The organism is Lysinibacillus sp. TE18511, from assembly GCF_054062295.1.
Window position 1 is genome coordinate 57,584 of the sequence record NZ_JBSSFD010000001.1, and the last position, 19,111, is coordinate 76,694.

Here is a 19,111-nt window from a genome sequence, read left to right on the forward strand (position 1 = left end):
ACAATCAAGCATGATATAGTAAAAATCGATTTTATTTATATGGATAGAATAGAGGGGTGTTTGTATGAAGTTTACTTCAGTATTTGATATTATTGGACCAGTGATGATTGGGCCTTCTTCCTCTCATACGGCAGGTGCAGCACGAATTGGCCGCGTTGCCAGAGATTTATTTGGAAGACAACCAAAGTGGGCGAAAATCCACTTATATGGTTCCTTTGCTGAAACGTATAAAGGACATGGAACAGATGTAGCGCTGATAGGAGGCTTATTAAATTACGATACATTTGATGAGCGGATTAAAACAGCTTTTGCCGATGCAGAGAAGGCCGGATTAGATTATGAGTTTATCCCAGAAACAGCTAACACAGAACATCCGAATACAGCTCGCCTAGTGATTGGCGATGATGATGGAGAGATGTCTGTTGTTGGAATTTCTATCGGTGGCGGTAAAATAGAAGTGAGTGAGGTTAATGGCTTTAAGTTACGATTAACAGGAGGTATGCCGGCTATCCTTGTAGTTCATGATGATCGAGCTGGCTGTATTGCCAATGTAGCAAATTGCTTAGCAATGCATGCAGTCAACATTGGACATATGGAGGTTTCACGAATTGAACGTGGTTTAACAGCACTTATGGTGATAGAAGTCGATCAAAACATCGAGGATAAAGTACTACAACAAATTTCTTTAATACCACATATTACAAAGGTTTCTAAAATTAATAACAACTAAGGGGGTGTCCCAGTATGGACGTATTATTTCATAATGTTCGTGAGCTTGTTGAACGAGCCGAGCAAGAAGGTAAACTAATTTCTGAAATTATGATTGAGCAAGAAATGTTAATAACTGGACGTACAAGAGAAGAAATTATGCAGCAAATGGACCGTAATTTAACGGTGATGGAGGAAGCTGTTGAAAGAGGCTTGAAGGGTGTGCAATCTGTAACGGGTTTAACAGGTGGCGATGCAGTATTGCTTCAAAATTACATTGCGCAAGGAAATTCGTTGTCAGGGGATTTATTATTAGACGCAGTGAGTAAAGCGGTTGCAACTAATGAAGTGAATGCGGCAATGGGTACAATTTGTGCAACGCCCACTGCAGGCTCAGCTGGTGTTGTGCCAGGGACACTGTTTGCAGTGAAAAACAAGCTAAACCCAACGCGTGAGCAAATGATTCGTTTTTTATTCACATCAGGTGCTTTTGGCTTCGTTGTTGCCAATAATGCTTCGATTTCAGGTGCTGCTGGTGGCTGTCAAGCAGAGGTTGGCTCAGCTGCTGGTATGGGAGCGGCAGCAATTGTAGAGATGGCCGGTGGTTCTCCACAGCAATGTGCAGAAGCATTTGCGATTACACTTAAAAACATGCTTGGGCTTGTTTGTGACCCAGTAGCTGGATTGGTAGAGGTTCCTTGCGTTAAAAGGAATGCTATGGGTGCAGCGAATTCGCTTGTGGCAGCGGATATGGCACTTGCAGGTGTAACAAGTCGCATCCCGTGTGATGAAGTAATTGGTGCGATGTATCGAATTGGACAATCTATGAGTCCGAATTTAAAAGAAACTGCCCGTGGCGGCTTAGCTGCAACACCAACAGGCAAAGCTATCAGCAAAGCTATATTTGATAATGGCAATTTGGAGAGTATCCAATCACTTCAAAAATAAAATTAAAAAACACGCACTTAGGGCGTGTTTTTTTGTGAGCTTCTACATAGTGTAGATGGGTCTCATCTGTGACGTTATCCCTAAGTCGATTTATATACATGGCATCCGTTTGAATAAATGTCATCCCCTACTTTTGGCGATGATCCCCTATTACAGCCAATAAAAAAAGAAAAAGCATTTTGGGATTTTAGTAAAGGGTAGGGGTAGGATAACAGGCAACGGCATCGATCAATCCTTCATCAAATCCGTAGAACGACCAGTAGGCACCGTTCCATCTATATCCAGATACTTCACCCATTTCTACACGAGTAGGATAAAACCAAAATTCTCTCCCGTTTCTAAGCCATACATAAGTATTTTGATATACACAATCAATGATATAGGACACAGAAGGTTTTGGTGGTTTGAAGTTTGGTGGAGGTGATTGTGGTCTCATGGTCCCTTGAGGTGGAAAATAGCCCAAGTGATTTCACTCCTTTTTCAACATTATATGCTGAGAAAAAATAAATGCATTTATTTAACTGGATTATTAAAAACCTAAAGATTGTAAAGCTATGTATTTCAACTAAAGGTTGGCTATATCTGAAGTTCGAAATACCTAAGAAGGCATTGAAGTGATTGATTCTTTATTTGCTAAAGGTGAAAAAGTTCATGTTCTTTATGTTGGCTACTTAAAGATATAACTATCAATCAATTATTGATGAATTGAATTGCTATGTTAGTGAAATTGAAAAGTTATATAATAGTATTGGAAATACAGATGAACAGCATGAACTGTTGGGAATAACTAACCACAAGCAACATTATTATAAAAGCCGAGAATAATCGTAAAGAAAGGGGAAAACTCATATGCTAATGACTACAAATAAAGCACTTGCGGTGAAAATCTTTGGAGGAGCTGTCGTGCAAGGTGACTGATTTAACGAGTGCCGTAACTGATTTAAAGGGAATCGGGAAAGAAACAGCAGGACATTTAGAGGCGTTAGGCATCGAGACGATCGCGGATTTATTATGGACGTTCCCTCATCGGCATGAAGATTTTCGTTTAAAGGATTTAGCGCAAACACCACATAATGAACGTGTCACTGTTGAGTGTAAAGTTGAACGTGAACCCACAGTATTGTTTTTAGGCCGCAATAAATCACGATTACAAGTGACAGTGCTGGCAGGTCGACATTTAGTGAAGGTTGTTTTTTTTAATCAAGGCTATTTGAAGCAGAAGCTGGTACCAGGAGCTATTATTACCGTCACAGGTAAATGGGACCGAGGCAGACAGGTAATCAATGGAACGTCTGTTACATTTGGCCCAAAAATAGATCAGGTAGACTTTGAACCTGTTTATAGTTTGAAGGGTTTGATTCCGCAAAAACGTTTTCGTAAATATATGCGACAAGTGTTAGATGAGTTTGGTGCAGAGATACCGGATGCTGTTCCGCAACGTTTTCAGGCAGACTATAAGCTTGTTTCAATACGTGAAGGGCTTGAGGGAATTCATTTCCCACTTGATGCGGGGCATGCAAAGCAGGCTAGAAGACGCTTTGCCTATGAAGAGTTACTAAACTTTCAGCTTCGTATTCAAGCTTTACGTAAAATTCGAAAGGATAGTGAGCGCGGTACAGTTATTCAATTCGATTTGCAAAAACTACGGGCTTTTATTACATCGCTACCTTATGAATTAACAGATGCTCAAAAACGTGTTGTCAATGAAATTTGCAAAGATTTAAAAGAGCCGCATCGCATGAACCGCTTACTTCAAGGTGATGTAGGATCAGGTAAAACCGTTGTTGCGGCAATATGTTTATATGCAGCTGTAACTGCTGGTTTTCAGGGGGCATTAATGGCACCAACAGAAATTTTAGCTGAGCAGCATGCTGAAAATTTGAAAGAATGGTTTGAGCCATTTGGTGTACGTGTAGCTTTACTATCAGGATCGACGAAAGTAAAGGAGCGTCGGTTACTTTTAGAAGAACTAGCAAACGGGGAAATAGATATTTTAATTGGTACGCATGCACTTATTCAGCCTGAAGTCATCTTTTACAAGCTTGGGTTTGTTATAACGGATGAACAGCATCGTTTTGGTGTTGAACAGCGTAGAATATTGCGTGATAAAGGGGAAAATCCAGATGTGCTCTTTATGACGGCGACACCTATTCCGCGTACGCTTGCGATTACAGCATTTGGAGAAATGGATGTTTCAGTGATTGATGAAATGCCAGCGGGGCGTAAACAAATTGAAACACATTGGATGAAAAAAGAGCAATTAGGCTCAGCTATGTCAAAGTTAGAATTAGAGCTTGCTGCTGGAAGACAGGCGTATGCTATTTGTCCCCTTATCGAGGAATCAGACAAGCTTGATGTGCAAAATGCTGTAGAAATCTATGAACAACTTGCTACATATTTTAGCGGACAATACAATGTTGGATTAATGCATGGTCGTTTGACGGCAGATGAAAAAGATGCTGTTATGCGAGCATTTAGTGAAGGGACTATTCATGTGCTTGTATCGACAACAGTAGTTGAGGTTGGGGTTAACGTGCCGAATGCAACGTTTATGATTGTTTATGATGCTGAACGCTTCGGCTTAGCTCAATTGCATCAGCTACGTGGGCGAGTTGGACGAGGTGAACATCAGTCATACTGTGTATTGCTTGCTGATCCTAAATCCGATGAAGGCAAGGAGCGTATGCAGTCAATGACGGAAACAAATGATGGTTTCCGCCTAGCTGAAAAGGATTTGGAATTACGTGGTCCAGGTGATTTCTTCGGGCGTAAACAAAGTGGTTTGCCTGATTTTAAAGTAGCGGATTTAGTGCATGATTATCGAATACTGGAGACGGCAAGAAAAGATGCAACGACTATACTTGAGATAGATGCATTTTGGCATGATGATGAGTATAAATATTTACGTAGTATGCTTGAAGAGTCGGGTGTTCTACAGGGAGAACGCTTTGATTAACTGAATTTTATACCCGATTTGGAATGTAAGCACTTGTTTTGAAAACAAGTCTTGCATTCTTTTTTTATACTCTATATACTGATATTAGTACCAAGTGCTAATAACAACTAAAAAGGTGGCGAATGATGTTGAGACGAACGAAAAAAGAGCGGCAGCGACTATTATCTGAAACGATAGCTGAAAATCCATTCGTCACAGATGAACAGCTAGCAACGCAGTTTCAGGTTAGTGTCCAAACAATCCGTTTAGATCGTATGGAGTTAGCAATTCCTGAATTACGAGAACGAATTAAAGATGTTGCTTCGAAAACATATGAAAACGAAGTGAAATCACTTCCAATAGATGAAGTAATTGGTGAAATTGTTGATATTGAATTGGATAATCGTGCATTATCTATTTTTGACGTAAAAGAAGAGCATGTTTTTCAGCGCAATGGCATCGCACGTGGACATCATTTATTTGCACAGGCAAACTCATTAGCGGTAGCGGTAATTGACGATGAACTAGCTTTAACAGTACATTCAAACATTACCTTTGTGAAACCTGTTAGAGCTGGAGATCGTGTTATTACAAAAGCAATCGTTATTGGACGTGATGACGAAAATCATCGTACAAAAGTAGAGTTAACATCCACTGTTAACGGTGAAACAGTTTTTGTTGGTGAATTTGATATGTACCGCACGAAAGGTAAAGGTGAACAACAATGAAATTAGCGCTTGATGGAATGGGTGGCGACAACGCACCAAAATCAGTTGTTGAAGGTGCTTTATTAGCATTAGAGCAAATTCCAAATTTAGAAATACAATTATATGGTCAGCGTGAAAAGCTTGAACCATTATTAAAAATACATGATCGATTGACAGTAGTACATTGTGAGGAAGTTGTGGAAGGAACAGACGATCCAGCACGCGCTGTTCGTCGGAAAAAGGATTCATCGATGGCGCGAATGATGGATGCGGTTGAAGAAGGAAAGGCGGATGCTTGTCTTTCTGCGGGTAATACGGGTGCTTTAATGGCAGGAGGATTATTTAAAGTAGGACGTATTGAAGGGATTGCTAGACCGGCTTTAGCCACTACATTACCGACATTGGACGGTAAGGGCTTTTTAATGCTTGATTTAGGGGCAAATGCAGATGCGCGCCCTGAGCATTTATTGCAATATGCGATTATGGGCGATATTTATGCGAAAAAGGTAGGCGGCTTACAAAAGCCACGTATCGGCTTGTTAAATATCGGTACTGAGGATAAAAAAGGGAATGAATTAACAAAGGCTACTTTCGAGCTGTTAAAAGAAGCGGACTTGAACTTTATCGGCAACGTAGAAGCTCGAGATTTACTTGAAGGGGTAGCGGACGTTGTTGTAACAGATGGTTTTACAGGTAATATGGTGCTGAAATCGATTGAAGGTACTGCTGGCGCGTTATTTTCAATGCTTAAAGAGGCGTTTATGTCTTCAACAAAAACAAAAATATCGGCAGCCCTTATGAAAAATAATTTACGTGACTTAAAAAATAAAATGGACTACACAGAGTATGGTGGTGCAGGTTTGTTTGGTTTACAAGCACCTGTAATTAAAGCGCATGGTTCATCCAATGCAAAAGCAATTTACAGTGCGATTCGCCAAGCAAATACGATGGTAGAGCATACAGTCATCTCGACGATTACAGATACAGTACGCCACTCAGAATTTAATTAACTTCTTTCAGCGGGTGTCTTTTGTACCGAAAGCGTAGCGACAGGTACAGGTGTCCAAACACCCGCTGAAATAGAGGAACTCAGTCTAAGAACGCCACGTCCTGTGGCAACGACTGAGTGACCAACATCATGTTGCTGACGCTACGTTAGCACTGCGCTTTCGCACAAAAAACATCTGTTGGCCTAAAGCCTCCGGCCGATTCCGGACGCAATTATGCCGAGGCAAAATTGATTAAAAAGGGGATTAATACAAAATGACGAAAATAGCATTTGTTTTTCCAGGACAAGGTTCTCAAGTAGTTGGAATGGGGCAAGAGTTTGTTGAGAATGCGGCAGAAAGTAAAGCATTTTATGATCGTGCAAATCAATCACTTGGTTTTGAGCTATCTAAGCTTATGTTAACGGGACCAGCTGAGGAGCTAACATTGACATACCATGCACAGCCAGCACTTTTAACTACGGGTGTAATGGTTGCAGAAAAATTACTTGCAGCAGGAATTAAGCCAAACTATGCAGCTGGACATTCACTTGGAGAATACAGTGCGTTAGTAATCGCCGGTGTGTTAACGTTTGAGGATGCTGTTTCTGTCGTTCATAAGCGTGGTCTTTATATGAATGAAGCTGTACCAGCAGGGCAAGGTGCAATGGCAGCCATTTTAGGGATGGAGCTTGAGGCACTACATGAGGTAACTGAACAAATATCGGCAGCAGGTGATGCGGTTCAGGTAGCGAATGTAAACTGTCCAGGACAAATCGTTATCTCTGGTACAAAGGAAGGGGTCGAAAAGGCTTCGTTAGCGGCAAAGGAAGCGGGTGCAAAACGAGCAATTCCTTTAGTTGTTAGTGGACCATTCCATTCAGAGCTAATGCGTCCTTCATCTGAAAAATTAAGCGGAGCGTTAGCCGAAATATCATTATCAGCTCCGCGAATCCCTGTAATCGGCAACGTCATGGCGAAAGAATTAGAGGATGTTCCTGCTATTCAACATGAGTTAGTAGAACAAGTATATAGCGCTGTGCAATGGGAAGCATCTGTGCGTGAAATGATTGCACAAGGTGTGGATGTCTTTATTGAGTGTGGACCAGGCAAAGTGTTAAGTGGATTAGTGAAAAAAATCGACCGATCTGTTGCGACTTATTGTGTTTATGATGAAGCATCATTAGAGGCTGTGCTAGAAGCGGCGAAGGAGTGGACAATTAATGCGTAAATTAGAGGGGAAAGTAGCTGTTGTAACTGGTGCTTCGCGTGGAATAGGACGCGCTATTGCATTAAAGCTTGCTGATGAGGGTGCTAAAGTTGTTGTTAACTACAGTGGCTCACAGGCAAAGGCAGAAGAAGTTGTCGCGATGATTCAAGAAAATGGCGGCGAGGCTATTGCTGTACAAGGTAGTGTTTCAAAAACAGAGGAAGTTACAGCATTAATGGATGCAGCTGTGAAAACATTCGGTTCACTTGATATTTTAGTAAATAATGCTGGTATTACTCGTGATAACTTGTTAATGCGTATGAAAGAAGATGAGTGGGATGATGTGTTAGATACAAACCTTAAAGGTGTTTTCCTTTGTACAAAAGCAGTAACACGTCAAATGATGAAGCAACGTGCAGGTCGTATCATCAACATTTCATCGATTGTCGGTGTAGCTGGTAATGCGGGGCAAGCAAACTATGTAGCTGCCAAAGCAGGTGTTATTGGATTAACTAAAACGACTGCAAAAGAATTGGCATCACGCAATATTTTAGTAAATGCGATTGCACCAGGCTTTATTGAAACAGAAATGACGGATCAACTACCAGATGATATAAAGCAAGGAATGCTTACTCAAATTCCTCTTGCTAAACTTGGGCAGCCAGAGGATATCGCAAAGGCAGTAGTATTCCTAGCTTCAGATGATGCAAACTATATGACGGGGCAGACGCTACATATAGATGGCGGAATGGTGATGTAATTTCAATTAGTCATAAATAATAATTTTTTGTATAATCATTTGAGGGGAGGTGAATGTTTTGACTACAGTATTAGAACGCGTAACAAAAGTAATCGTGGACCGTTTAGGTGTTGAGGAAAGTGAAGTTACTCTAGAAGCTTCTTTCCGTGATGATTTAGGTGCTGACTCATTAGACGTAGTTGAGCTTGTAATGGAGCTTGAAGACGAATTCGATATGGAAATTTCTGATGAAGATGCTGAAAAAATCTCAACAGTTGGTTCTGCAATTTCATACATCGAAAGTAAAATAAACTAATTTCGTTTAGCTTTATTCAGCATAAATTTATCACCGCTATCGGTGTTGACATGAACGCAGTCATAGTTTTTATACAATAAGTGTTTATGAATTAGTTGAATAAAGTTAAAGCCTATGGCAGAGATTACTCCTGTTTTTTGCTTAAATGTGAAGAGCAGATACTATACTAAGGTGTATTTAAAAGGGTACGAAACGGTTCGTTTTTCGAACTGTGAACGTCCCTTTTTTTTTATCTTCATTCAGTAGAAGATTCTACTTCTAAAGATGGTGAGATGAATGCAGGAGTGGTTCCTTGTCAGTGGGTGTCCAAACATCTACTGATATAAAGGAACTCAGTCTAAGAACGCCACGTCCTGTGGCGACGACTGAGTGACCAACATCACGTTGGCCTAAAGCCTCCGGCGGATGTCACGGATTTTCAAAGGAATGAATTGTGCGGGCACAATTCAAAATCCGGACGCAATTACGCCAAGGCGAAATTGATTATGGCGGAAAAAATTTGCGAAAAAATTTCCAAAACGTTGTATTTCAGCCGAAATACTTTTGCATAAATGCCGTGAAAAAGGTACACTAAAACGGTAGAAACTATTAGGAAGGCAGATTGTTCAATGGCTATGAAAAGAAGAGGAACTATGCAGAAATCTGGCGTACTTCCTGAAAAAGTACGCAATCAATTCGAGCTGTTACAGCATGAATTAAATATCACATTTATTAATAAAAATCTATTGTATCAAGCATTCACACATTCATCTTATGTGAATGAGCATCGCCGTAAATTGTTTACGGATAATGAGCGTCTTGAATTTTTAGGAGACGCAGTACTTGAACTGTCTGTTTCTAAATACCTTTTTGAGAAATACGCTAATATGAGTGAGGGTGAGCTAACGAAGCTACGAGCATCCATAGTATGTGAGCCATCACTTGTAATCTTTGCAAATGAATTAGGATTCGGTCGCTTTGTATTACTCGGAAAAGGTGAGGAATTAACAGGTGGACGGGAACGCCCAGCGCTACTTGCAGATGTATTTGAGTCATTTGTAGGTGCCCTTTATTTAGATCAAGACTTACAAACGGTTGTGTCCTTTTTAGAACGAATCGTATTCCCGAAAGTAGAAGTCGGTGCTTTTTCGCATGTGATGGATTTTAAAAGTCAATTGCAAGAAATGGTACAGCAAACAAATAACGGTCTTCTTCATTATGAAATTATTGATGAAAAGGGTCCTGCACATAATCGTACCTTTGTATCGAGTGTCCTATTAAATGGACAGGAGCTTGGTATTGGGCGTGGGAAATCAAAAAAAGAAGCCGAGCAGCAAGCTGCGCAATGTGCAATGCGTGCAATGCGTGACCAAACTGCAAAAGAGGAGGCTTAATAGATGTTCCTAAAACGACTCGAAGTGATTGGCTTTAAATCTTTTGCGGAGCGCATTGGAATTGATTTTGTACCCGGTGTTACAGCGGTTGTTGGACCAAATGGCAGTGGGAAAAGTAATGTCATTGATGCTATTCGTTGGGTACTTGGGGAGCAATCTGCAAAGTCGTTACGTGGGGCAAAGATGGAGGATGTTATTTTTGCTGGGAGTGACTCACGTAAGCCACTAAACTTTGCAGAGGTAACGTTAATTTTAGATAATACCGATGAACAGCTTGCTTTTTCATATACAGAAGTCAGCGTAACAAGACGCGTATACCGTTCAGGTGATAGTGAATATTTATTAAATAACCAGCAGTGTCGCCTGAAGGATATTACGGACTTGTTTATGGACTCAGGACTTGGAAAAGAGGCCTTCTCCATTATTTCACAAGGCCGTGTAGATGAAATTTTAAATAGCAGACCTGATGACCGTCGTTCAATTTTTGAAGAGGCAGCTGGCGTATTAAAGTATAAATTACGAAAGAAAAAGGCAGAGCATAAGCTTGTTGAAACAGATGAAAATTTGTATCGTGTTTTAGATATTTTACATGAACTAGATAGTCGCCTGGAGCCGTTAGAAATTCAGGCATCAAGTGCAAGAGATTATGTGCAAATGTCAACAGAGTTAAAGGATTTTGATATCGCCATCCTTGTGCACGATTTGAAAAATTGTGCACAATCTTTGCGTGCTTTGAAAAATGAGTACTCAGAGCTATATGAGATAGAACAAAAACAAGCTCATAATATTTCTTCAATTGAAAAGCAAACTGTAGGCATTCGTAAGTTTTTAAAAGAGCTAGATAGCTATTTAGATACTACTCAGGCTGAGTTTGTTAATGCGACGATGGAGGTAGAGCGTTGGGATGGTCGTAAAGCGTTAATGGCTGAAAAGCGACAAAATGCTTCTAATCAACTACTACAATTGAATACAGCATTACAAGAAGCAAAAAATGAGGTAGAGGCTCTCATTGTTCAAGAACAAGAGAAAAAAGAATTGTTCGCTGAAAAACAACAAGAAGTATCAGAGCTAAAACAAAGCCTCAAGCAATTGGAACAATCTTTAAACCGCTCTGTTTCTGAAATTGAACAAGAAATTGAAGAACAAAAAAACCGGTATATTGATTCCTTAAACGAAGAAGCAACCATCAAAAATGAATTAAAAAATATCGATCAGCAATTAGCGCAACAAAAAGCGACGGCAGCACGAATGACAGATCAAACTGATGAAATCGGGCAAGAGCTTACGCAAATTTTAGCAGAAAAAGAGAAGCTAGTTGCTGCCCATACAACAACAACTAATGAATTGCAGGAAAAGCTCGAGCAATATGAAACATTGCAAATACAGCTTAAGAACGTCAATGCATCGTTTAATGAAAAGCAGGATATGCTTTATAAGGCCTATCAGCATCAGCAGCAATTGAAGGCTAGAAAAGATACGCTAGCTGAACTTGAAGCAGATTTCTCTGGGTTCTTCCATGGAGTAAAAGAAGTATTGTTAGCACGTGATAAAGGTGAATTAGTTGGAATTGAAGGAGCTGTTGCTGAGTTAATCCAAGTTGGTGGAAAATATTCTCAGGCTATTGAAACAGCATTAGGTGCAGCCTCTCAGCATATTGTGACAACCGATGAACGACATGCTCAACAGGCAATTCATTGGTTAAAACAAAAGAGAGCTGGACGCGCAACATTTTTACCTAAAACAGTCATAAAGTCACGTAAAATCAATCTTTCTACGATTCAGTTAGCTACTGAGCACCCAGCATTTGTCCAAATGGCTGATGCACTTGTTACGTTCGATGAAGACAACCGCACAATTGTCGAAAACCTCCTTGGCAATGTAATCGTTGCATCAAATTTAGAAGGTGCAAGCCAAATTGCTCGTTTATGTGGTTTCCGATATCGTGTTGTAACACTTGAAGGTGATATCGTCAATGCAGGCGGTTCATTAACAGGTGGTGCTGTGAAGCAACAATCTTCACTCTTTACTAGAAAAGCGGAATTAGATGGTTTAATCTTGAAGCTACAATCGTTAGAAGCTTCCATCTATAGTGCTGAACAGGCTGTTGTAGCTGAAAAAGAGAAACTTGCAACATTACGAGAAAAAGTAGAGCAATTGAAGCTTGACGGAGAGCAATTACGAAAAGATGAAATGCAGCAGGCGAGTCGTATTCGCGAGCTAGAGGTTGTCGAAAAAAGCTTATCTGCTCGAGTATCTTTTGCTTCTAATGAGACACAAGATGTAAAAACACGAGAAGAAGCATTGTTAGCTCAAAAGGAAGCAGCTACAGAGCGTTTAGTGGCACTAGCAACCGAACTGTTAGAAATTAATGAAACAGTGGAACAACTAAGTAAGGCGAAGCTGCAAAGTGAGACGGAGAAGGATGTACTTCGTGAGCAATCGGCGGAAAAACGCTCGCAGTTAGCGGTTATGCAGGAGCAAATGTCACAAGTACAAATTGCTACAGCCGAGTTAGCCCTACAATTAAACAAAGGTCGTCAAAAAGTCGATAATATTTCTCAGGAAATAATCTGGCTTCAATCTGATGAATCGACAAAACTTTTAAGCGATGAAGAAGTGGATGAGCAAGTTGCTACATGGAAGGCGAGAAGAGATTCACTGCAGGACATAATCTCACAGAAAAAAGATGAAAAAGTAGCACAACAACAAGAGCTTACTACTTTAGAAGAACAGCTGAAGGAATTGCAACGTACACATAAAGGCTATCTTGAAGCAATACGTGCTAATGAATTGAAGCGAAGTCGCGTAGAATTTGAAGTCAATAATTTCAATGAACAGCTAGAAGAAAACTATCAGCTAACGGTAGAGGAAGCTGAGGAGTTGGCCCTTGTTATTGAAGATGAAGAGCATATGCGACGTCGAGTGAAACTGCTGAAGAAATCTATAGAGGAGCTAGGTCCTGTTAATTTGAGTGCCATTGAGGAATACGATCGAGTGCTTGAACGTCATTCATTTTTAACAGAGCAGCGTGAAGATTTACTTGCTGCACAGGAAACGTTACATGAGGCTATTAAAGAGATGGACGAGGAAATGACGCTACGCTTTAGCGAAACCTTCTATGCCATTCGTGAGCAATTTAAACATGTTTTCCGTGAATTGTTTGGTGGAGGACAGGCAGATTTAGTGTTATTGGACCCTCAAAATCTGCTAGAAACAGGTATAGAAATAGTAGCGCAACCACCAGGAAAAAAATTACAAAATCTAAGTTTGCTTTCGGGTGGTGAACGTGCACTAACAGCAATCGCTTTATTATTCTCTATCTTAAACATACGACCTGTACCATTCTGTATTCTTGATGAGGTAGAGGCGGCATTAGATGAGGCAAATGTTGTTCGATATAGCCAATATTTAAAAAGATTTAGCCGTGACACGCAATTTATTGTGATCACACATCGTAAAGGAACGATGGAGGGAGCGGATGTGTTGTATGGTATTACAATGCAGGAATCTGGCGTATCTAAACTTGTATCAGTAAAATTAGAAGATGAACCCGTACTTGCGGAGCAAAGGAGCGAACAAGCATGAGTTTTTTTAAACGTTTAAAAGACAAATTGGTTGGCAACCCAGCCGAGGAAGAAAAAGTAGTTGAGATAAATGAAGAAGAAGTTGCTGAACAGAAGCTAGATGATGCAACAGAGCCTGCTCAAATTGAAGCAGTTATAGATGAAGTTGAGGAAGTAGAGGAGACTTCTGTAACGGACAGTCCAATTGAAACAGAAAATCCTGTAGTAATAGAAGATCAAGAACAACAAGAAGTGCAAGAGGTCGCGATAGTGGAAGAACCTGTGAAGGAGAAAAAACCTTCTGCATGGTCTATTACGCAAAAATTCAAAGCCGGACTAGAAAAAACGCGTAATTCATTTACTTCAAAAGTGAACGACCTAGTTGCTCGTTATCGAAAAGTAGACGAAGATTTCTTTGAAGAATTAGAAGACCTATTATTACAGGCAGACGTAGGCTTTGAAACAGTAATGGAGCTGATGGACAAATTACGCTTCGAAGTTCAGCGTAAAAATATAAAAGATACAAATGGTATTCAAACGATTATTTCTGAAAAACTTGTAGAAATTTATGAGCAGGGAGAAGAAGATTTAATCGACCTTAATATGCAGCCTCAAGGTGAGCTTACTGTTATTTTATTCGTTGGCGTAAATGGGGTTGGGAAGACAACAACAATCGGTAAACTTGCCCATCGTCTAAAATCACAAGGTAAAACGGTTGTCTTAGCAGCAGGTGATACTTTCCGTGCTGGTGCCATCGATCAATTACAAGTTTGGGGAGACCGTGTTGGGTGTGAAGTGATTAAACAATCGGAAGGCTCCGATCCAGCAGCGGTTATGTATGATGCAATTCATGCGGCGAAAAATCGTAAAGCGGATGTGTTAATTTGTGATACAGCTGGACGTCTGCAAAACAAAGTGAACTTAATGAATGAGCTTGAAAAAGTTCATCGAGTAATCTCCCGAGAGGTACCGAATGCTCCGCATGAAGTACTATTAGCATTAGATGCAACAACAGGTCAAAATGCACTTGTTCAAGCACAAACGTTTAAAGAAGCTACTAATGTAACGGGAATCGTTTTAACAAAACTTGATGGTACTGCAAAAGGTGGTATTGTCCTTGCCATTCGCAATAAATTACACATTCCTGTGAAGTTTATTGGTCTTGGTGAAAAAATGGATGATTTACAGCCATTTGATGCTGAACGTTATGTGTATGGCTTATTTGCTGATGGTTTAGATAAAGAATTACAAAATAGTGAAGACTAGGTTTATCATCAAAAGTTGTGAATGACTTTTGTTAAAACGTATACTATGTTAAGTTGATTGGAGTGGAGGCTGGACGCCCCAAGGAAAGCGCCCAGTCGGAACGGAAATCAACCACACGTTTTGGTGATGGTCCGAGGATTAACATTTAAGTAAGTAAATTTGTAATTGCGCTCGTCTGTGCAGGGGAATCGCATTGTTTAAAAGGGAAATGCTAGCTATAGGTGAAAACGCCTGTAAAGCAGTTAATTAAGGCTTTTAGACAAGGAGATTACCTTGACACATGCGGGCGCTTTTCGTTATGATACAAATGACTAATTACGGGAGGAGAAATATTCGATGCTACTTGAAAAAACAACACGCATGAACTTTCTCTTCGACTTTTATCAAGCATTATTAACAGATAAGCAACGGAGTTATATGGAGCTCTATTATTTAGATGATCACTCACTTGGAGAAATCGCTGAATCGTATGGAGTTTCACGTCAAGCTGTTTATGATAATATTCGTCGAACAGAAGCGATGCTTGAAGAATATGAAGAAAAACTATGTTTATTGGAAAAATTTCAACAACGTACACAAATGCTTGCGCAGCTAACAACGGGGATTACAGAACGAAGTATGACAGTTGAAGAGCAGTTAGCGCTTATAGAACAGTTGAAAGAATGGGATTAGGAGGCGAAAGCAATGGCTTTTGAAGGATTAGCGGAACGACTCCAAGGGACAATCCAAAAGATTAAAGGTAAAGGAAAAGTATCGGAACAAGACGTTAAAGAAATGATGCGAGAAGTCCGATTTGCTTTAATCGAGGCGGATGTTAACTTAAAAGTAGTCAAAGAATTCGTTAAAAAGGTCAGTGAACGTGCTGTCGGTGTAGATGTTATGCAAAGCTTAACACCAGGTCAGCAAGTTATTAAAATCGTACAAGACGAATTAACAGAATTAATGGGTGGCGAACAAAGCCCAATCAAATTTAATACGAAGCCGCCAACTGTCATTATGATGGTCGGATTACAAGGTGCGGGTAAAACGACGACTACAGGGAAACTGGCAAATGTGTTACGAAAAAAATATAATCGTAAGCCACTACTAGTTGCAGCAGACGTTTATCGCCCAGCAGCTGTTCAGCAATTACAAACATTAGGAAAACAGTTATCACTACCTGTTTTTGCATTAGGCACTGATGTATCCCCAGTAGAAATTGCACGTCAGGCAATTGAATTGGCAAAAGAAGAGCATCATGATGTTGTGATTATCGATACGGCTGGTCGCTTGCATATCGACGAAGATTTAATGCAAGAATTAAAAGATATTCGTGCATTAAAAGAGCCAGATGAAGTATTCCTTGTTGTGGATGCTATGACGGGTCAGGATGCTGTAAACGTAGCAGAAAGCTTTAATGAGGCAATCGGCATTACTGGGGTTGTTTTAACAAAGCTTGATGGTGATACACGTGGTGGTGCGGCATTATCAATTCGTTCAGTAACACAGAAGCCGATTAAATTTGTCGGGATGGGCGAAAAAATGGATGCACTCGAACCTTTCCATCCAGAGCGTATGGCGTCTCGTATATTAGGAATGGGTGACGTGCTATCGCTTATTGAAAAGGCTCAGGCAAATGTTGACGAAGCAAAGGCTAAAGAACTAGAGGAAAAATTTAAAACTCAAACCTTTACTTTAGATGATTTTGTTGAACAATTGCAGCAAGTAAAGAAAATGGGGCCTTTAGATGAAATTTTGAAAATGCTACCAGGCGCTAACAAAATCAAAGGCTTAGACAACGTTAAAGTTGATGATAAGCAAATGGGCCACGTAGAAGCGATTATTTATTCGATGACAACTGCCGAAAAGACGAATCCAGAAATTATTAATGGCAGCCGTAAAAAGCGCATAGCGAAGGGTTCTGGGACTTCAATTCAAGAGGTGAATCGTCTATTAAAGCAGTTTGATGAAATGAAGAAAATGATGAAACAAATGACAGGCATGGCGAGCGGTAAAGGGAAGAAAAAGATGAAATTGCCGGGCTTGGATTCATTGTTTAAATAATAATTTATAGGTGTTAAGAAAAAACACTTTACAAACAACCTAAACATTGATAATATACTATCTTGTGTGAAACTTATTCGGAGGTGCTATTAAAATGGCAGTTAAAATTCGCTTAAAACGTATGGGAGCTAAAAAATCTCCTTTCTATCGTATCGTAGTTGCAGACGCTCGTTCACCACGTGACGGTCGTTCAATTGAAACAGTTGGTACTTACAACCCACTTACTCAACCAGCTACTGTAAACATTGATGAAGAGAAAGCTCTTAAATGGTTAGCTGACGGTGCAAAACCATCAGATACAGTGCGTAACTTGTTCTCAGAACAAGGTATCATGGAAAAATTCCATAACCAAAAATTCAGTAAATAATCGGGGGCGACATTTTTGAAGCAGCTGATTGAAGCAATCGTTTTACCGTTAGTCGATTATCCAGAAGAAGTTCGTATAGAGACGGATGAAAATGCAAATCGAATTGTTTATAAACTTTTTGTTCATCCAGAGGATCGAGGGAAAGTCATAGGCAAACAAGGGCGAGTAGCAAAAGCGATTCGTACAATTGTTTATTCAGCGGCGGGTAGTCACCATCAAAAAAAGACCTACGTCGATATATTGGATTGATAGAAAAGATTTTCACGCTCTTTTACATGCAACAAGCACTTGAGAGTCCTGATAGGTATGTTTACATGCATTTAGGAATTCGAAGTGGCTTTGAGGTGAAGCGTAAAATCTGGACTAAGAAGGAAGGAGCTTGCGAGTTCCTTCCTTTTTTTATCTTTATTCATTATTGTCATTACATTGAGAGGTAATTGACCATAATGACATGGAGGAAGACTGGTCAACGTCTTAGCTAAAACATCATCCGCCAAAAGTTAATCTGCTTTCTTAGATAAAAGTGAGAGATGGTTACTTTTGATCTGGCTAGCTAGTAGCTTGACGTGGATAGCATTTTTTATATGAGGTGAGATTTAAATGGAATGGTTTAATGTAGGTCGTATTGTCAATACGCATGGTATTCGCGGTGAGGTACGTGTATTATCAACAACAGATTTTGAGGAAGAGCGCTTCGTAGTAGGAAATAAGCTTGCGGCGTTTAAAAAAGACGATAAAAAGCCAACATGGGTAACAATTGAATCAATGCGTCGTCATAAAAACTTTATTTTATTAACTTTTGAAGGAATGCACAATATTAACTTGGTAGAGCCTTTCAAAGAAGGTATGCTCAAAGTGACGAAGGATCAAATGTCAGATGATTTATTAGCGGAAAATGAATATTTCTTCCACGATATAATTGGTTGTTCAGTGGTTTCTGAAGAAGGTGAAACAATCGGAACGGTGATTGACATTCTTCAAACAGGTGCAAATGATGTGTGGGTAGTCAAAGGTGCTAAAAAAGAGCATTACATCCCGTATATCGAAGACATCGTCAAGGGAATTAAAGTTGATGAGAAGAAAATTGTGATCCACGTAATGGAAGGCCTGCTATGATGAATATTCATGTGTTAAGTCTGTTTCCTGATATGTTTACAGGCGTCTTTGGTGCATCAATTTTAAAGAAAGCACAGGAAAAAGGTGCCGTAAAGCTAGAAGTAACCGATATCCGTGCATTTTCGGGTAACAAACATAACCAAGTAGACGATTATCCGTATGGCGGTGGTGCGGGAATGGTGTTAAAACCAGAGCCGATGTTTAGCGCTGTCGAGGCCATTACTGCAGGAAAAAAACCTCGTATCATTTTGATGTGTCCGCAAGGTGAGCGCTTTACTCAAAAAAAGGCAGAAGAGCTAGCGCAAGAACAAGAACTAGTATTTTTATGTGGACATTATGAAGGCTATGATGAACGCATCCGTCAACATCTTGTCACAGACGAGATTTCAATTGGAGATTTCGTCTTAACTGGTGGAGAGCTAGGGGCTATGACGGTTATTGATAGCGTTGTACGACTTCTGCCGGGGGTTTTAGGACAAGAGGATTCTCACATACAAGATTCGTTCTCAACAGGTCTTCTAGAGCACCCGCATTATACACGACCTGCTGAATTTCGCGGAATGAAAGTACCTGATGTTTTACTATCGGGCAATCACGCAAAAATTGAGCAATGGCGTGCGGAAGAATCTCTGAAAAGAACATTCGAGCGTCGTCCAGATTTACTCGAGAATTATCAGTTAACAGATAAGCAAAAAATGTATGTAGAAAAACTTAAAAACAATAATAAAGATGCTTGATTGCTATCTATATTTGTGATAACATCTATTCTGTACTTCTATGTGAAGTACTGAATTACGGTGTTCCGCTGTGGCATAGATTGCGTGCAAGAGCATC

At 40.0% G+C, this 19,111-nt stretch carries 18 protein-coding genes; 17 read left to right on the plus strand and 1 reads right to left on the minus strand.

All coding sequences use genetic code 11. The annotated features are described in order from the left end of the window. The first annotated feature begins 64 nt into the window (after positions 1-64). On the plus strand, positions 65-730 hold the full coding sequence (gene sdaAB, locus ACVWXS_RS00275) for an L-serine ammonia-lyase, iron-sulfur-dependent subunit beta (RefSeq protein ID WP_068983186.1): 666 nt from the start codon (positions 65-67) through the stop codon (positions 728-730). A gap of 14 nt (positions 731-744) precedes the next feature. Continuing rightward, positions 745-1,656: an L-serine ammonia-lyase, iron-sulfur-dependent, subunit alpha gene (sdaAA, locus tag ACVWXS_RS00280; RefSeq protein ID WP_068983185.1), complete on the plus strand. Its 912-nt coding sequence runs from the start codon at positions 745-747 to the stop codon at positions 1,654-1,656. 187 nt (positions 1,657-1,843) lie between these two features. Here the strand turns inward: sdaAA and ACVWXS_RS00285 are convergent, their stop codons facing one another. After that, on the minus strand, positions 1,844-2,092 hold the full coding sequence (locus tag ACVWXS_RS00285; RefSeq protein WP_368635486.1) for a transporter: 249 nt from the start codon (positions 2,090-2,092) through the stop codon (positions 1,844-1,846). 474 nt (positions 2,093-2,566) lie between these two features. Here ACVWXS_RS00285 and recG point away from each other — a divergent pair, with 474 nt between their 5' ends. From recG to trmD, 15 genes are all read left to right on the plus strand, one after another. Continuing rightward, entirely contained in the window at positions 2,567-4,612 is a 2,046-nt protein-coding gene (recG, locus tag ACVWXS_RS00290) for an ATP-dependent DNA helicase RecG (RefSeq protein WP_456955277.1), read from the plus strand. Between the two features lie 128 nt (positions 4,613-4,740). Next, positions 4,741-5,319 carry a transcription factor FapR gene (gene fapR, locus ACVWXS_RS00295; RefSeq protein ID WP_368635484.1) on the plus strand — a complete coding sequence of 193 codons (579 nt, stop codon included), beginning with the start codon at positions 4,741-4,743 and terminating at the stop codon, positions 5,317-5,319. Continuing rightward, positions 5,316-6,308 carry a phosphate acyltransferase PlsX gene (gene plsX / locus ACVWXS_RS00300; RefSeq protein WP_374963528.1) on the plus strand — a complete coding sequence of 331 codons (993 nt, stop codon included), beginning with the start codon at positions 5,316-5,318 and terminating at the stop codon, positions 6,306-6,308. Before fapR ends, plsX begins: the two co-directional genes overlap by 4 nt. 253 nt (positions 6,309-6,561) lie before the next feature. Then, the gene (fabD, locus tag ACVWXS_RS00305) at positions 6,562-7,515 is read left to right on the plus strand and encodes an ACP S-malonyltransferase (protein ID WP_374963527.1); all 954 of its coding nucleotides are present in this window, start codon (positions 6,562-6,564) and stop codon (positions 7,513-7,515) included. Next, positions 7,508-8,254, plus strand: a complete 747-nt coding sequence (gene fabG, locus ACVWXS_RS00310) for a 3-oxoacyl-[acyl-carrier-protein] reductase (RefSeq protein ID WP_068983181.1) — start codon at positions 7,508-7,510, stop codon at positions 8,252-8,254. Before fabD ends, fabG begins: the two co-directional genes overlap by 8 nt. 58 nt (positions 8,255-8,312) lie before the next feature. Then, complete coding sequence (gene acpP / locus ACVWXS_RS00315) at positions 8,313-8,549, plus strand: acyl carrier protein (RefSeq protein WP_068983180.1); 237 nt, start codon at positions 8,313-8,315, stop codon at positions 8,547-8,549. A 608-nt stretch (positions 8,550-9,157) separates the two neighbouring features. Then, on the plus strand, positions 9,158-9,922 hold the full coding sequence (gene rnc / locus ACVWXS_RS00320) for a ribonuclease III (protein WP_368635480.1): 765 nt from the start codon (positions 9,158-9,160) through the stop codon (positions 9,920-9,922). Positions 9,923-9,925: 3 nt separating this feature from the next. Next, positions 9,926-13,507 carry a chromosome segregation protein SMC gene (gene smc / locus ACVWXS_RS00325; RefSeq protein ID WP_456955282.1) on the plus strand — a complete coding sequence of 1,194 codons (3,582 nt, stop codon included), beginning with the start codon at positions 9,926-9,928 and terminating at the stop codon, positions 13,505-13,507. Next, positions 13,504-14,751: a signal recognition particle-docking protein FtsY gene (ftsY, locus tag ACVWXS_RS00330; RefSeq protein ID WP_423472046.1), complete on the plus strand. Its 1,248-nt coding sequence runs from the start codon at positions 13,504-13,506 to the stop codon at positions 14,749-14,751. The genes smc and ftsY overlap by 4 nt, the downstream gene beginning before the upstream one ends. Positions 14,752-15,087: 336 nt before the next feature. Beyond that, positions 15,088-15,423, plus strand: a complete 336-nt coding sequence (locus tag ACVWXS_RS00335) for a putative DNA-binding protein (RefSeq protein ID WP_068983175.1) — start codon at positions 15,088-15,090, stop codon at positions 15,421-15,423. 12 nt (positions 15,424-15,435) lie between these two features. After that, positions 15,436-16,794: a signal recognition particle protein gene (gene ffh / locus ACVWXS_RS00340; protein WP_368635477.1), complete on the plus strand. Its 1,359-nt coding sequence runs from the start codon at positions 15,436-15,438 to the stop codon at positions 16,792-16,794. Positions 16,795-16,888: 94 nt separating this feature from the next. Continuing rightward, a complete protein-coding gene (gene rpsP, locus ACVWXS_RS00345; RefSeq protein ID WP_024362057.1) occupies positions 16,889-17,161 on the plus strand; it encodes a 30S ribosomal protein S16 in 273 nt (90 codons plus the stop codon). 15 nt (positions 17,162-17,176) lie between these two features. After that, positions 17,177-17,410, plus strand: coding sequence for a KH domain-containing protein (locus tag ACVWXS_RS00350; RefSeq protein WP_004269410.1), 234 nt, complete (start codon positions 17,177-17,179; stop codon positions 17,408-17,410). A 351-nt stretch (positions 17,411-17,761) separates the two neighbouring features. Further along, positions 17,762-18,277 carry a ribosome maturation factor RimM gene (gene rimM, locus ACVWXS_RS00355; RefSeq protein ID WP_374963523.1) on the plus strand — a complete coding sequence of 172 codons (516 nt, stop codon included), beginning with the start codon at positions 17,762-17,764 and terminating at the stop codon, positions 18,275-18,277. Beyond that, a complete protein-coding gene (gene trmD, locus ACVWXS_RS00360; protein WP_402986865.1) occupies positions 18,277-19,014 on the plus strand; it encodes a tRNA (guanosine(37)-N1)-methyltransferase TrmD in 738 nt (245 codons plus the stop codon). The genes rimM and trmD overlap by 1 nt, the downstream gene beginning before the upstream one ends. Positions 19,015-19,111: the final 97 nt, after the last annotated feature.

Coding starts and splice junctions, on each gene's coding strand:
- ffh (WP_368635477.1), top strand. CDS start 15,436: ATGGCTTTTGAAGGATTAGCGGAACGACTCCAAGGGACAATCCAAAAG.
- sdaAB (WP_068983186.1), top strand. CDS start 65: ATGAAGTTTACTTCAGTATTTGATATTATTGGACCAGTGATGATTGGG.
- sdaAA (WP_068983185.1), top strand. CDS start 745: ATGGACGTATTATTTCATAATGTTCGTGAGCTTGTTGAACGAGCCGAG.
- rpsP (WP_024362057.1), top strand. CDS start 16,889: ATGGCAGTTAAAATTCGCTTAAAACGTATGGGAGCTAAAAAATCTCCT.
- rnc (WP_368635480.1), top strand. CDS start 9,158: ATGGCTATGAAAAGAAGAGGAACTATGCAGAAATCTGGCGTACTTCCT.
- fabD (WP_374963527.1), top strand. CDS start 6,562: ATGACGAAAATAGCATTTGTTTTTCCAGGACAAGGTTCTCAAGTAGTT.
- smc (WP_456955282.1), top strand. CDS start 9,926: ATGTTCCTAAAACGACTCGAAGTGATTGGCTTTAAATCTTTTGCGGAG.
- plsX (WP_374963528.1), top strand. CDS start 5,316: ATGAAATTAGCGCTTGATGGAATGGGTGGCGACAACGCACCAAAATCA.
- ACVWXS_RS00335 (WP_068983175.1), top strand. CDS start 15,088: ATGCTACTTGAAAAAACAACACGCATGAACTTTCTCTTCGACTTTTAT.
- rimM (WP_374963523.1), top strand. CDS start 17,762: ATGGAATGGTTTAATGTAGGTCGTATTGTCAATACGCATGGTATTCGC.
- trmD (WP_402986865.1), top strand. CDS start 18,277: ATGAATATTCATGTGTTAAGTCTGTTTCCTGATATGTTTACAGGCGTC.
- ftsY (WP_423472046.1), top strand. CDS start 13,504: ATGAGTTTTTTTAAACGTTTAAAAGACAAATTGGTTGGCAACCCAGCC.
- fabG (WP_068983181.1), top strand. CDS start 7,508: ATGCGTAAATTAGAGGGGAAAGTAGCTGTTGTAACTGGTGCTTCGCGT.
- ACVWXS_RS00285 (WP_368635486.1), bottom strand. CDS start 2,092: ATGAGACCACAATCACCTCCACCAAACTTCAAACCACCAAAACCTTCT.